Below are 13,578 nucleotides of genomic sequence, written 5' to 3'. Positions count from 1 at the left end.
CGGAATCTGCGATCACAGAGGCTGTTACAGATGATTGTGGTCCTATGAGGCCGGTCAATCAGTTTTAGGGTGCGGTATGGATCCAGTCAGCTACGCCATTAATTTCTACGGAGACGCGCTGCGATTCTTCGAAAAGATCAACGAGGCCTCTCTTGAGAGAGCCTGGGGTCTCTTTGCTGAGAACGGAAACCTGGTCTCGGCTATCTTGGCGCTCTTTCTGATCCTTTACTTCATGTGGGGGGCGCTTGGGCTTTCAAGCGTGTCTCTACAGGACATGGCTGTCACTGGATTCAAGGTAGCGCTTGCTTACGCCCTGATCATGTCCTGGGCTGTCTTCTTCGACAACATCGGGCAGTTTGTGTTGCAGTCTCCTGAGCAAGTCGGGTCAGCTATATCTTCAGCGATGGGCGGACAATCAGCAGGCTCGGATCTTGCATCACAGGTCGCTAGTATGTCTCGTAAGGTTTATGACTTTGCGATGAAGCTCTTTAACTCCTATGAATCAGGGTGGCTTCCCAATGTCACTGGGGCGGTAGTCGTCTTCATCGTTCTCGTCTTCGGCCTGCTGCCGATGTTGTTGATCCTGACTGGCGTAACGCTGTTTGCGAAAATGATCACAGCGGTCATGCTGGCAATCGGCCCCATAGCGATCCTCTGCTACTTCTTCGGCATTACGCGCTTTGTTTTCGAAGCCTGGGTGAAGGGGATTGCCTATGGCATGTTCATGTTGCTGTTCACTTACATCATTGCCGGACTGTCGTTCGGGTTCCTTATAGGAATGATGGATACGATCAACGGTGAGATGGCGACGAAAGAGAACGCGCTGGCGATCGTGCTGGCGATGGTACTCTATCTTGCGCTCATCTCATATTTCGTCTTCCAGGTGCCTGATTTTGCGAGGACGTTCGCCTATGGCACCGCCTTGTCTGTCGGTCCGGGCGGAGGAGGCGTGGATACCGCTTATAACACTGCGCGAGGGAAACTTGCTGGAAGGGACAGCAGGGCAGCCCAAGCAGGCGCGGCAGCCCTTGGAATGCTCGCCGGCCCGAAGGGGGCAGTAGCAGCCGCGGCTCTTGCAAGTCGCGGAGGGGTTGCAGGGGCGGGGGCTTTGGGGCGGATGCTCACCGCCAGGCGGCGCAGCGGCAGTTAAACCTGCCGTTGTTGCCGATACGCACCACTAAGCACTTTTCTTCTACTGCAGTATAATTTAGGAAGGGGCATGTGAGCGATTCACATGCCATAAAGGTTGCATCGTTTGGGGACGTGAGGTTGTAGGGTGGCTTTATTTTCGAAGCGGCAAACCGAGGGGGCAAGCGATCAGGTGCCAGGACCGCAGGAAACATATAATCAGCATCTTTCTTGGGGCGAAAAAAACAAGTCGCTGAGGACGCTGATCGGCTTCATTCTCTTTGCGTTTGCGATTGCTGGATGGTCTATCGCAGGCATTCTTTCGTATTCCGTGGCGCAACTCTTCCCCTTGGTACGGGCTGAGGTTGTCCCTCTGATCGTCGATAAGAACACCGGCTACATGGAGACTGTAACGACCCTTGAAAAGGATCGGTCGAACGTCTCTGAAATGCAGGCGGTTCGGGCCGCGTTCGTGGGCAACTATGTCATTCGCCGAGAGACCTATGACCCACGCTATCTGTCGGACAACTTCGACATGATCGCGCTGTGGTCAGAGCCGAATTCGAAAGCCTTCAAGGACTACGAAGACTGGATGAATCCCTCGAATCCCCGCGGTCCGGTCAAAACCCTCGGGGCGACAGGCGAGGTTCGCCCGGAAATTCTCTCGGTCAATCCGCTTAATGCCAACACAATGTCCGTTCGTTTCGAAACCCGCGAGCGCCAGCGCGGTGGCGAAGTTATGAACCGTTGGTCGGCGACCGTTCGCTACAAGCAGATCAATTTGCAGGCCAGCAACAGGGTGCGTCTCTATAACCCGCTTGGTTTCGTCGTGACCGAGTATGTGAAGGTGCCTGAAAACATGCCGTCCGGGTTGGTTCAATGAAGAGAACGACTACCATACTTCTGAGCCTGCTACTGACGACCTCGATGGCTCACGCTGAGCTCATCGCGCGACCCGGGCGCCTGGATCCGCGCGTGCGTACTTTGCCATATTCGGCTGAGCAGGTCTTTCTGGTGACCGGCACCTACGGGATGGTCACCACCATCCTGTTTGGCGCGGATGAGGAAATCACTCAGGTCGCCGCCGGCGACTCGGTTTCTTGGCAGATTGTTACTGCCCAGGATCGGCGATCTTTGATGCTGAAGCCGATGGAGAAGGATGCGCCCACAAACCTGCTCGTCGTAACGACCAAGAGAACCTATGCCTTCGACTTGCGCGTAAATGACAGCTCGTCGATGAACAATCAGACCTTCAAGCTGCGTTTCACGTATCCAGAAGATGCCGGCCTGAAGGGAACGGCTGAGCTGTGGAAGCAGGCACAGGAGGCGCAGCAAAACCCCAATATCAAGAATATTCGTCGGGATAAGGTCAACTACGATTACGGCTTCAAGGGCAGTGATGCGGCCAAGCCATTGTGGGTGTTTGACGACGGCCTCAAGACCTTCATGAAATTCACCGGGGATGTTCCGGCGATTTTCATTGTCGATCGGAAGCGTCGGGAGAGCCTTGTGAACTATCGCCGGGAAGGCGACTACATCGTCATAGACAAGGTCTCACGGCAATGGACGCTGCGCTATGGCACCGAGGAAGAAACATGCCTGTTCAACCTGAGAACCGCTCCGGCAGACGCCCCTGCGCCCATTGAGGGGGTCGTAGGACCGAAGCGGATCGGCTCCAGCGGTGGTAGGGGGTAATATGTCCGATTCTCACTATCATTCGATCGACAGCGATACCGCGATCGGCGGCCAGGTCAGAAAGTCCGGCGTCGGCATCATGCGTCCTGTCGCGGTGTTGGCGGCGATCTTCGGCGTAGGCGTCGTGCTCTATTTCCTTCTGTCCGGAGTTGAGGAAGAGCCGATTGTGGACACGACGCCGCGGGAGGAGTTCCAGCCAGTCCATGCGCCGAGAAGAGAAGCTTTCGCGGCGCCGGCACCTCCGCCACTGCCGACGGTACAGGTACCCGAGGCGCCTCCACCACCGCCTCCTCCGCCTCCGGCAGCTGTTATCCCGGCCGCAATGCCGGTCCCCCAACCTACACAGGTCGATTGCTCGAACGGCAAGAATCCAGAGCATCCACGATGCATTGAACTCGCCCGGGAGGCCAAGATGCTCGAGCGGGTTCGTTCGAGCTCGATGATCTACGATCAATCCAACGGGACCGCTCAGGCCTCTGTCAGCGAGGGCAATGGCGGATTTGGCGGATTTGATCCGTCGGCGAATGGTGGGGCTCCGGCCAACGGCGGGGGCGGCGGCGCAGTCGACGGCGATCGGTCGTTCTTGAAGGCCATGGGGAGCCAGGGGGTCGAAGTCTCGATAGCCGCCGAAAACCGTCGCACGGATGCATGGATCCCGCAGGGGACGATGATCCGAGGGACGCTCGAGACAGCCTTGAATTCTGATCTGGCCGGCATGGTCAAGGGGATTGTTCGCGAGGATGTTTATTCGTTCGATGGTCGTCGAATTTTGATTCCGGCCGGCTCGTCCCTGATCGGCGAATACAAATCGGGCATAGAGCGCGGTCAAGAGCGTGTTCTCATCGTTTGGACACGCATGATCCGCGGTGACGGTATTTCCGTGCAATTGGGTTCCTACGGCACGGATCGCCTCGGTCGTTCGGGCATGACGGGCAAGGTCGACCGGAAATATTGGGAAAGGTTCGGACCGCCGGCGCTGATGACGCTGATCGGTGGAGCTGCTCAATACGTGGCGACCCTTGGCCAGTCTGAGACGCAATACATCACCATCGTCAATTCCGACGGGAGTGTCACCCGGATTCCGCAAGACAATGGCGACAGTTCGGAGGATCGGGCGCGCGAGATTGCCGCCGAAACCATCGCGTCGGGCATTCAGCAAATGGCGGCCGAAGCCTTCGAAGATACTCGCAGCATCCGGCCGACGATCCATATTCCGCAAGGATCCGATATCAACGTTTTCGTGACTCGAGACCTGGACTTCTCGGATTTGTATCCCGACCCGGTTCAGGAAGAGTACGAGCGGCTTCTACACAGAAAAAAACAGCGGCAAACCGCGATCCGCAGCGAACGGATCTACGTGCCGCAAGGTCCTGTCTACAAATGAACGCTAGACCGTCAATCTCGCCCGAGCAGCACTTCCTTTCGGAGGCGGTGGAGCCAATCAGAAAGTTTCTCGATGATCCAAACATCGTGGAAATTTCCTGCCAGCGCAGCAACGAGGTGTGGGTAGAGCGCATGGGCAAACTGGCAATGGAAAAGGTGGCGGTGGAAGGCCTCGATCAGGACACGATCAGGCACATGGCCTCCCGGGCAGCTTCCTTTACCAAACAGAACATCAATGCCGAAAATCCGCTGTTGTCGGCTACGCTCGTCAATGGCGAGCGTGTTCAGTTTGTGCTGAACCCTACCTCTGCGACAGGGCACGCGTTTTCAATCAGAAAGCAGTTCATCCGTCGTTTCGACCTGGACGATTATGAAAAGGCCGGCGCCTTCAGGTTCACCAAGGTAACGGGCGACGATTACATCGATGAGGTCGATATCGAGCTGTCCCGCCTGTTGAGAGCAGGAAAGGTGCGGGCGTTTCTCGAAATGGCTGCGATCAACCACCGCAGCATGCTGATCTCAGGCGGCACCTCTACCGGCAAGACCACCTTTCTCAACACGATGCTGACTGCCATTCCCAAGCATGAGCGGTTCGTTCTCATGCAGGACACGGCTGAGCTCGAGCCGCAACAAGAAAACGTTGTTTCCTTGCTGGTGTCGAAAGGCGGACAGGGCGAAGCTCGCGTAACGATGACCGATCTTCTGGCGACGGCGCTGCGCTTGAGACCGGAGCGGATCTTCATGGGCGAGCTCCGCGGCGATGAAGCCTTTGACTTTCTCAATGCGATCAACACGGGCCATCCAGGCTCGATGTCGACGATTCACGCAAACTCGCCACACCATGCATTCAACAGGTTGTCGACCCTTGTCCTGAACAGCAATGTTCGGATGGAGCGCGACGACATCATCAGCTACATCAGGTCCATCATTCCGATCGTGGTGCAGTTGAAAAAAAGTGATGCCGCCGGCGGCCGCGGCGTCAGCGAGATCTATTTTGCCGACGAGGTTGATGAGAATGGCAAGCGTGTACACGGACGAGGAGATTGACCGCCCGAAGTGGACGGGCCTCCAAAAAGTTTCGTTCTTCACCTTTCCGGTAGCGATCGTCGTCGCAGTTTTACTGTGGCTCGTTTTCTTCACGCTTATCTACGACGCTTACATCACCTCGTTCGGCTCAGCGTCGTATATTGACTATATCTCTCGCGCTCCGCTCCTCGATGGGCTCCGTTACACCTGGTCCATCATCGGCGTCCGCAACACGATCGGACTGACGCTCTTAGCCTTCGTGCTGGCGTCGCCCTTCCTCTTTATTTGGCTGTGCCTGTGGATGCTGAAGGGCGGCAGGGCGCTTTCGCGCAAGATCCTGTACCTGCTCCATGTACGGTCGATGTTCAGTCTGATCGCAACGACAGCGCTCGTCTTCGCCGCTGCCTACATCGGGGTGATCGCCTACGGCATTGCGTTTTATATGGTGGCGACGAGGTTCGGGGATAATGCCGCCGCAGCCGAGTATTACGGCAATCACCTCGCAGCAATGTTCCAAGCGCCTTTCGGCGCGATCGACGCAGCCGGATTCTACCAACGTCCGGCGCGACAAACTGTTTTGGCTGCGCTCGCTGGATTGGCAGCTGCAGGGGCGTTGATTGGGTTTCCGATCGGTGCGGCGGTGCAGAAACGACAAAACATGATCATGGGAAAGGCTCGTCTGGCGACGCTAAAGGATGCCGCCGATTTTCGGCTTAGAGACAAGCACGGAATCGTGCTTGGTCTCAAGCAGGGGCTCTTGCTGCGAAATGATGGTGATCAGCATGTGATGGTCATTGGCTCGCCGGGACAGGGCAAGTCGCGAAGCTTCGTCATCCCGACGATGATGTGTTTTCAGGGCTCTCAGTTCGTTCTCGACATGAGCGGCGAGCTGTTCGAGGAGACGTCGGGCTACATGAAGGACAAGGGCTATGACGTCTTCCTTCTGGCGCCGGGTTCGAAGCTGACGGATGGCTATAACCCTCTCGACCTGATCAGCAGCGATCCGAATCAGAGGATCACGGATCTTCAGAAGCTTACGCAAATGCTGCTTCCTGAGCGCCTCCGGTCGGATTCTTCGGACTTTTGGGAAGAGAGTGCCCGAATCCTTCTGACTGCGATGTTGGGGTTCGTTCTCGAATGCCCCGACACACGCAAATCCTTAAGCGAGGTCTATCGCATTCTCAATTCGATGTCGGATGAGCGTAAAGCGATCGTGCAGCTGCTTGAGAACTACGAGAGCGTGCTGTCCGATCAGACCCGCATGCAGCTTACGAAGTTTGCCGGCCGGCATGAGAAGCTCGGGGAGGGGATCGCGGCGGAGATCGTTGCCAAGCTCAACTTCCTGCAGAACCCTCTCGTGGAGGCATTGACTTCGATCACGACGATTCCGGTGGACACCATCCGCAAGCGCAAAATGGTGATCTACGTGCAGGCGGACTGGAACGCGATACAGATCTATGAGCGGCTGATTTCGATTTTCATCCAGCAGATGGCCGACAAGCTGGTGCAGATGGGCAAGCTGCGCGATGGCGAGCATGAAGTGCTGATGATGCTCGACGAATTCGGCAACGGCGGGCGCATCGACACGGTTTTGACCCTTGCTCCTTTGATCCGCAAGAACGGCGTGCGATTCGTGTTCATCCTTCAGGACGGTGCGCAGCTCGAGCGGCTGTATCAGAAGTCGGGCCAGAAGATCCTCATGGGATCCTCTACGATCAAACTCTACATGAACTTCCAGAACCAGGAGGATGCGGCCGCCGTCTCGATGGCGGCGGGCAAAACGACTGAATGGATCGAACAGTCGTCATACACGCACCGCCACGGCCGCCGCGACCGTTCAGTATCGAAGGTTCCTGTGTCCGTGGATCTGCTCCCGGTGAATACGCTGATGATGATGAAGCCTGAAGAAGCGATCCTTCACGTGACCGGCATGCCGCTTATGAGGATCATGAAGCTGGATTCCGGCGGGGAGCGGATGTTCGCCAAGGTGCGAAACTTCAAACCGGTACCTAAGCCGCGGATGGAACCCGTGGAGTGGACGACCGAGGACACCGACAAGTTCAATGCATCGCGGCCGTCGACAAAGGAAGGGCCTGGGCACATCAAGGAAGGCAGAGCGAAAGCTGTTGCTGGCGAGGTCGATTTCTCCGCCGTCGAACGGCCGCAGCATGCTCATGAAGTCCGCTTCGGAATGAAAGAGGGCGTCCGCCAGGTCTACATATCGTCGCTCGACGAGCTGCGCCGACGGCTTGATCTCGACGAGAAGCGAGTTGCCGGCGTGAGTGAAGATGATTGGCGACGGAACCGGCAAAAGGAGCAACCGCCTCAACAAATCGCGAGCGCGAGTACGTCTTCCCCCCCGAATGCCGACGGCGATCGGCTTTCTGCTGGCAGTGACGACGGTGCGACCACGGTCGATGATGACGACCTCGAAGTTGACCAGGAAAAGCTGGACAGGAACAAGTACGCCGGCATCCTCAAGCGCCAAGATCCCGTGCGCGAGCGAATGATTGCACGAGAGGACGCTCCGGACACACACGTCGTTCGCTCTCCGATCCTTCGAAGGCAGGAGGTGCGTGAGGCGTTTGGCAGTGACGTTTCGGCTTTGAACAAGGTGATCTTCGACAGCGTGAATGCGGAGAGCGAAATCGAGGCGCCCGACCTGAACGCGGATATAGAGCTCATGGTGCAAACGCTCTCGGAGAAGATGGCTGATAAAACGTCCCGCCTGTATCTGAAGGAATACGCGGAAAAGGCGATGGATCCTCTTGCTGAGGAAGGGCAAGTATGACGAACGTAGGCACCAGGTCTAAGCGGCTGATGTGGAGAGCGAGATCCCCGGCCTTTGTCGACGAGGTGATCAAGGCCGGTTGCGACATCTGCGCGATCGGGCACGACTGCTACGTGCTCGCCGACCTCGAGGAAATGGCGGCGGCGACCGACGAGCTTGAGCGCATAGATGAAGCGTTCGGCGATCGGGATTTCCTGATCCTCGAAATTGTCGCATATCTTCGCTCCCTCGGCCGATACCTGGACCCAGGCTCATCGGCGGGGCATTGGATGGAGAATAGAAAAGCGCACTGAGGAGTTGCCTGTGCTGAGTGTTACGCCCGAGAAAAAGAATAAGGGGCAAGCCAACGACGCGGACGCTCATGTCGGCCGCAGAATCCGCCAGCGGCGCGTCTGGCTGGACATGACACAGGCGGCCCTCGGCGCAGCGATCGGCGTGTCGTTTCAGCAAATCCAAAAGTACGAAAAAGGCACCAATCGCGTCAGTGCGAGCCGCCTCCAGGAGCTGGCCAATGCTCTGGATGTGAAACCCTCGTATTTTTTCGAGGGCTTGCCTGACGAAAACAAGTCCGGCGAGCGGGCCGATGCAAAAAACCTGGATCTCCCGCCCGAAGTGGTGGAATTCGTCTCCAGCGAGGAAGGTCTTGAGATCATTCGGGCACTCACCCGCATTGGCGACCTAAAGGTGCGCAACCGTGTCGCTATGCTCATCAAGTCCCTCGGCGAACACGACTGGTGACGCTCGAGCGAACGCCTCAAAGCCGCTGTTCACCGCCGGTCCGTGTAGAATCATGCAATTGCGCGATGCTCCTTGACCTGATCTTATCCCGGCATGGACACAAAAATTGCAGATTTGAAACTCACGCCATGGGTCCTCACCGAGCTAAATCAGCGCGGATATGAGGTGATCGGAGACTTGCAGCATCTATCTTCAGTAGAGATTCTGCGGATACCTGGAGTGTGCGGCCGGGACTGGCGCAAAATTGCCAAGGCATTGGGGCGAGAGCCACATCATGACCTAAAGAAGCGTCGATGTCGTTGCAGCCCGCTGCTGCCGTGAGCCGCTGATACTGAGCGCGCTCAACGACCCTCGCAACGGGGTAGGGAGGGACGGCGCCAAAAACCAGTCGAGCGCGAGCTTCCTTGCCACATCGATAACTGCCTCCCGTCGCCATCCTCACATTTCTGCCAGCTCTCTGGCGCGTCTATGCCGTGGAGGCGGATGCGCTTTCCCGGGATTTCCCAGGGTGTCGCCGTCGATGATGGTCGCGCGACCGGCTATCGGATCGGCGGCAGCGACAGGCATGCTTAATGAGACGCCGAGCGCGAACGCGACCGCCAGCAACGGGGAAAGAGCTGTTCGCGCAGGTCGCTTGCAGTCGGCGAGTAGGGTTCGGATCGTCGCTTCAGCGTCGCCGCCGTGCCGAGCGAGCGCAGCCGCGACTTCGACGAGCCTTTCGTCGACCTACTCCATCTCCGATCGTGCGTCGCCGGCGGCCATGACTCCTCCTTCCCCGTGAAAACACGAGCTTTTGCCTGATTTGATTTTTAGATGGCGGCCGCATCGCCGATGGATGTTCTTATTATGTTCTCCCTCGCACACCGCCTCGCGATCTGCTGATTGCAATAAAGTCCATTGAGCTCGTGCCGCGACTGCCATGGCCTCACTTGTGGCGCATTTCCCAAAACCAAGGAGTCGACCGAAGCGCCTTTCCTTTGTTCCGGGGCGGGCGCAAAGCTTTTCAAGGACTTTCGAATAAAAGCTTACAGGCCGCGGCGGCGTTTCGGCGGACGGCTCATGGTGAATGCGTCCGGTCTCAGTCCCCGCTAAATATCTGTCCATGTGACGGGTGCCGCGACCGGAAAGCCGGCACGCGCCCGCGGCGAATAGGCACCGACGGCGGTGGTGCCGCGCCCATTTCTGAGATAGTCGAGGAAGAGTTTGCCGGGACGGCTCGCGAGGTTTGCCGACGTGACATAGCGATCGGTGGCGGCGAACTGCTGGGCCAGGCGCTTCGCGTAAGAGTGCACCGCATCATGGGTCATCTTCTCCGGCAAAGGCGCCATGAGGTGCACGCCCTTGCCGCCAGTCAGCTTCGGCCAGGTTTTGAAGCCTTTGATTCCAAGCACGTCCCGCAGCCGAAAAGCAGTCTCGGCGACAAATTCCCATGCGATGCCCTCGCCGGGATCCAGATCGAAGATCAGGCTATCTGCGTGTTCGATGTCGTCGACGGTAGCGGCCCACGGATGCAGTTCGACGGCTCCCATTTCAACAAGCCCCAACAATCCCGGGAGGTCATCCACCCACAGCCGGACGCCTTCGCCTCCTTCGCGCTTCTCTATGCGCAACTGGTGTACCGCCGACGGGATCGGCGGCAGTGGTCCCTTGTGGTAGAACGTCGTGCCATCGACGTGCCGCACTAGCTTCAAGGGGCGGCCGCCGAGGAAATCTAGCGCGCGATCGGCGACACGCGTCCAATAGGCGGCAAGATCGTCTTGAGAGGGCACAACGGGATCCGGCAGCAGCTGCAATATGTTCTCGCGGGGAACCCGACCGGCGGCAGGCGCGGTCTTCAGCGGCTTTGCCGAAGGCTGTTCGGGGCCTTCCTGCAGCCCTTTGAACACCGGCTCCCGCAACAAGCCGTCGTCCGTCACGCCGATGTATTCCACTTCAGCCTGAACGCGCGGCTCCACCCAGGTTGCCTTGGGCTTGTCGATCGGATGGGAGAGAGGGCTCCTGCCGATTATGAGCGGCTGGAGCCGCTCGCGCACTTCGCGTGCCGCCGCAAGCGTGTAGCCGGTCTGCGCCTTGCCGGCATAGACGAGGCGATCGCCTTCCCGACGCCCGAGATACAGGCAAGCGATCCTGCGCGGCTGCGCGCCCAGCTTCTCCACGAAGGCGATGATCGGAAAGGCGTCACGCTTGCTGCACTCGTCTTTGTCCAAAGCTCCTGCCGGCCCGATCGGTATGGTGAATTCTTCCGCTTTGAGACGATCCCTTCGAGGCCCATTTTGCAGGCGTGCGAATAGACCTCTTCTCCTTCGTCGAGCTCAAGATAGTCGACATAGGCAATGGCGCCGGCGTGATCCGCAAGGAGCTCCCGCAGCACGCGTTTGCGGTCGATCAGTGGCACGCGACGGAGGTCATATTCGTCCAAGTAGAGCAGGTCGAAGGCCTGAAAGGTAAGCCGCGACGATGTGCCTTTCCCGAGCTCTCGCCGCAGCGCCTGAAAGTCGGGCAGGCCGGTCTTGCCAAACACGGTGACCTCGCCGTCGATCACCACATCATGGTCCGCAAGCCTCTCGGCGGCAGCTGCGATCGGCATGAACTCCTTTGTCCAATCTAGACCGGTTCGCGTATAGATCGTAATCTTGCCGGCCCGGATATGTAGCTGCGCGCGATAGCCGTCGAACTTGATCTCGTGCAGCCAGTCCGAACCGCCCGGTGGCCGCTTCTTCAGGGTCGGATGACAGGGCTCAATAAAGCCGGGGCAGGCGGCTTTCTTTGCACCCATTTTGGCTAGCCGAGCCGTGGCGGCTGCCCAAGTTTTCCGGCCGCTACCTTGCGTCACGTTTCGGTCCTCGGCGCGCCGCTTCAAGACATGCTCCATGTCAGCACTGTCCCATTCAATCCCCCCCGAAAGGATTCGTTCCGAAGGTCTTCGGCTGCCTCATGCGATCTCGTGGATGACCAACCAGCAGGGCAAGTAACTGCAGGACAGGAATGCTGCAAAGCCTGGAGCAGTGCGCTCGCTTGGAGATGGGCACCTCACCAGGAAGTGATAATTGGCCATTTACTGAAAAGAAGCCCGGATGACGAGCACGACCGCACTGCTTGCGCAAGAGAGTTGAGGAACACGCGTCCTTTGGCTGCGATCGCGCCTGGCGAAGGGCAATGCGGACGACGGTGTATCGAGATCCGTTGTCTCATTGCCTTTGCTCTAGCCTCGTACGAATTGCATTCATCTGGTCGATTTCCTGGCGCTGTCCTTGCGAGATGTTCCGGCATAGTTCCATCAGTTCCTGGTCAGCAAGGCTGGCCTCCCGACACATCAGGATCGCCCCCGAGTGGTGGGGGATCATTGAGGCGATGAACTGACGGTCGCCGATCACGGCTTGGGTGCGGGTGCAAGCGAGAGCAGCGACGAAGAGGACAGCGAAGCCGATGTACAGAGCGAGGTTCAGACCCTTGTTCTGATACATCTCTCCCATGGTTGCGAGCATGATTAATCCCATCGGAGCCACCATCGTCAGCGCCATATAGAAGGTGTTGAGATTGTTCCTGAAATCGCTCCACCCATCGATCATGGAGAACATCACGAAGTACATGACGATGACGCTGAGCACCATGTTGACTGCGAACATGAGATAGTGGTGCCCGACCGTGCTCTGATGCTTTGCTGGCTCGCGGTGCTCACGCATGGCAATTCTCCCGAGTTCCCTCCGGAAGGCTCGTCAGCCTTCGCGATCGTCACCTTGCCTCGGCGACATGAGCGGCAAATGAACCTATGGTGGCACTGGAAACCGGCGGCACCGCCAATGGTTCCGCCCTGAGCGGGGATTCGTCGCCCAATGGGCAATTCGCCAAGTACGGCGCTTCGACCTGGCTGCGACCGCCAGCTAAGCTTCCCTCTTGAATTTTGCGCTGGTGCACATCCGAGATACGGAACGCGCGTCGTTTCTCATGTGGCCCGACGTCCCGGTCCCCCCTAGGACGCAAGGTTTACGATCGGTCCGGCTTGTCTTTCGACAGGTCGGCCACGAGGATCGGGGATCCGTCCGGCACGCGGTTATAGAGGTCCATAACGTCCTGGTTGATCATCCGGACGCAACCGGACGAGACATGCTGGCCAATGGTCCACCATTCCGGCGACCCGTGGACGCGGTAGAGCGTGTCCTCGCCATTCTGGAAAATGTAGAGAGCGCGGGCTCCGAGCGGATTGTCGGGACCGGGCTCCATTCCGCCGCGCTCCAGACTGTATTTCTTCAACTTCGGCTCCCGCTCGATCATCTCGTCGGCTGGTATCCAGCGGGGCCACTTGCGCTTGTATTGCACGACACCACGGCCCGACCACTCGAATCCGGCTCGGCCGAGAGCGACGCCGTAGCGCAAAGCCTGACCCTTTACCTGCGCGAGATACAGGAAGTGGTTACCTACGTCGACCACGAGGGTTCCGGGCGGCTCGCCTGTCGGGTCGTCCACGACCTGTCGGTGGAAGCGGGGATCGATCTTCTGGTAGGGAACCGCCGGGACGGGATGGGGCTCCATCGGCCTTTCGCCGTACATCTCCGCCAGGATGGCGGGTGCTCCCGAGACAGGCGGCGTGCGGCCGTCGTTCTTCGGCGCGCTCAGTGCGGCGGTGCGGCCCGTCAAGTCGAGCAGCGCGGTGATGGCAGCGAGTTTCAAGAAGGACCGGCGACAGACCTCACGTCCATGCATCTTTCCTCACCTGTTCCAAGTCTCCCACACTCAGCCGGCGCACGAGAACGAGGACGCTTTGATGTTGAATCATAAAATTTGAACGGGGGAGCGGCGGCATCGGTTCCGTTGGGATG

11 protein-coding genes and 1 pseudogene are annotated in these 13,578 nt (G+C 58.3%); 9 read left to right on the top strand and 3 right to left on the bottom strand.

What is annotated here, in order from left to right; all coding sequences use genetic code 11:
• The first annotated feature begins 76 nt into the window (after nucleotides 1–76).
• From ACFHWW_RS26355 to ACFHWW_RS26315, 9 genes are all read left to right on the top strand, one after another.
• Nucleotides 77–1,150 (top strand): type IV secretion system protein, encoded by a 1,074-nt coding sequence (locus ACFHWW_RS26355; RefSeq protein ID WP_379941854.1) that lies wholly within the window; start codon nucleotides 77–79, stop codon nucleotides 1,148–1,150.
• A gap of 126 nt (nucleotides 1,151–1,276) precedes the next feature.
• Nucleotides 1,277–2,011: a virB8 family protein gene (locus tag ACFHWW_RS26350; protein ID WP_379941851.1), complete on the top strand. Its 735-nt coding sequence runs from the start codon at nucleotides 1,277–1,279 to the stop codon at nucleotides 2,009–2,011.
• The gene (virB9, locus tag ACFHWW_RS26345) at nucleotides 2,008–2,823 is read left to right on the top strand and encodes a P-type conjugative transfer protein VirB9 (RefSeq protein WP_379941849.1); all 816 of its coding nucleotides are present in this window, start codon (nucleotides 2,008–2,010) and stop codon (nucleotides 2,821–2,823) included. The genes ACFHWW_RS26350 and virB9 overlap by 4 nt, the downstream gene beginning before the upstream one ends.
• Nucleotide 2,824: 1 nt before the next feature.
• Complete coding sequence (virB10, locus tag ACFHWW_RS26340; RefSeq protein ID WP_379941846.1) at nucleotides 2,825–4,207, top strand: type IV secretion system protein VirB10; 1,383 nt, start codon at nucleotides 2,825–2,827, stop codon at nucleotides 4,205–4,207.
• On the top strand, nucleotides 4,204–5,253 hold the full coding sequence (gene virB11 / locus ACFHWW_RS26335; protein WP_379941843.1) for a P-type DNA transfer ATPase VirB11: 1,050 nt from the start codon (nucleotides 4,204–4,206) through the stop codon (nucleotides 5,251–5,253). Before virB10 ends, virB11 begins: the two co-directional genes overlap by 4 nt.
• The gene (locus ACFHWW_RS26330) at nucleotides 5,222–8,023 is read left to right on the top strand and encodes a type IV secretory system conjugative DNA transfer family protein (RefSeq protein WP_379941840.1); all 2,802 of its coding nucleotides are present in this window, start codon (nucleotides 5,222–5,224) and stop codon (nucleotides 8,021–8,023) included. The genes virB11 and ACFHWW_RS26330 overlap by 32 nt, the downstream gene beginning before the upstream one ends.
• Nucleotides 8,020–8,316 (top strand): hypothetical protein, encoded by a 297-nt coding sequence (locus ACFHWW_RS26325; protein ID WP_379941838.1) that lies wholly within the window; start codon nucleotides 8,020–8,022, stop codon nucleotides 8,314–8,316. The genes ACFHWW_RS26330 and ACFHWW_RS26325 overlap by 4 nt, the downstream gene beginning before the upstream one ends.
• Before the next feature lie 10 nt (nucleotides 8,317–8,326).
• Nucleotides 8,327–8,761: a helix-turn-helix domain-containing protein gene (locus ACFHWW_RS26320; RefSeq protein ID WP_379941835.1), complete on the top strand. Its 435-nt coding sequence runs from the start codon at nucleotides 8,327–8,329 to the stop codon at nucleotides 8,759–8,761.
• A 93-nt stretch (nucleotides 8,762–8,854) separates the two neighbouring features.
• Nucleotides 8,855–9,082, top strand: coding sequence for a hypothetical protein (locus tag ACFHWW_RS26315; protein ID WP_379941833.1), 228 nt, complete (start codon nucleotides 8,855–8,857; stop codon nucleotides 9,080–9,082).
• Between the two features lie 767 nt (nucleotides 9,083–9,849).
• On the opposite strand, the pseudogene ligD reads toward ACFHWW_RS26315, so the two are convergent.
• The 3 genes and pseudogenes from ligD to ACFHWW_RS26300 form a co-directional block, all read right to left on the bottom strand.
• Nucleotides 9,850–11,537 (bottom strand): annotated as a pseudogene (gene ligD / locus ACFHWW_RS26310) (DNA ligase D).
• Between the two features lie 412 nt (nucleotides 11,538–11,949).
• Complete coding sequence (locus tag ACFHWW_RS26305; protein ID WP_379941831.1) at nucleotides 11,950–12,444, bottom strand: DUF305 domain-containing protein; 495 nt, start codon at nucleotides 12,442–12,444, stop codon at nucleotides 11,950–11,952.
• A gap of 301 nt (nucleotides 12,445–12,745) precedes the next feature.
• Entirely contained in the window at nucleotides 12,746–13,462 is a 717-nt protein-coding gene (locus ACFHWW_RS26300) for a L,D-transpeptidase (RefSeq protein WP_379941829.1), read from the bottom strand.
• Between the last annotated feature and the right edge of the window lie 116 nt (nucleotides 13,463–13,578).

The organism is Sinorhizobium sp. P24N7 (genome assembly GCF_042436655.1).
GTDB lineage: Bacteria > Pseudomonadota > Alphaproteobacteria > Rhizobiales > Rhizobiaceae > Sinorhizobium > Sinorhizobium meliloti_A.
Note: the sequence above shows the minus strand (reverse complement) of the source record. Positions and strands in the feature narration are given on the sequence as shown.

Excerpts from the sequence above, each read along its gene's own strand:
- ACFHWW_RS26355 (WP_379941854.1), top strand. The coding sequence starts at position 77 with ATGGATCCAGTCAGCTACGCCATTAATTTCTACGGAGACGCGCTGCGA.
- virB9 (WP_379941849.1), top strand. The coding sequence starts at position 2,008 with ATGAAGAGAACGACTACCATACTTCTGAGCCTGCTACTGACGACCTCG.
- virB10 (WP_379941846.1), top strand. The coding sequence starts at position 2,825 with ATGTCCGATTCTCACTATCATTCGATCGACAGCGATACCGCGATCGGC.
- virB11 (WP_379941843.1), top strand. The coding sequence starts at position 4,204 with ATGAACGCTAGACCGTCAATCTCGCCCGAGCAGCACTTCCTTTCGGAG.
- ACFHWW_RS26330 (WP_379941840.1), top strand. The coding sequence starts at position 5,222 with ATGGCAAGCGTGTACACGGACGAGGAGATTGACCGCCCGAAGTGGACG.
- ACFHWW_RS26325 (WP_379941838.1), top strand. The coding sequence starts at position 8,020 with ATGACGAACGTAGGCACCAGGTCTAAGCGGCTGATGTGGAGAGCGAGA.
- ACFHWW_RS26315 (WP_379941833.1), top strand. The coding sequence starts at position 8,855 with ATGGACACAAAAATTGCAGATTTGAAACTCACGCCATGGGTCCTCACC.
- ACFHWW_RS26305 (WP_379941831.1), bottom strand. The coding sequence starts at position 12,444 with ATGCGTGAGCACCGCGAGCCAGCAAAGCATCAGAGCACGGTCGGGCAC.
- ACFHWW_RS26300 (WP_379941829.1), bottom strand. The coding sequence starts at position 13,462 with ATGCATGGACGTGAGGTCTGTCGCCGGTCCTTCTTGAAACTCGCTGCC.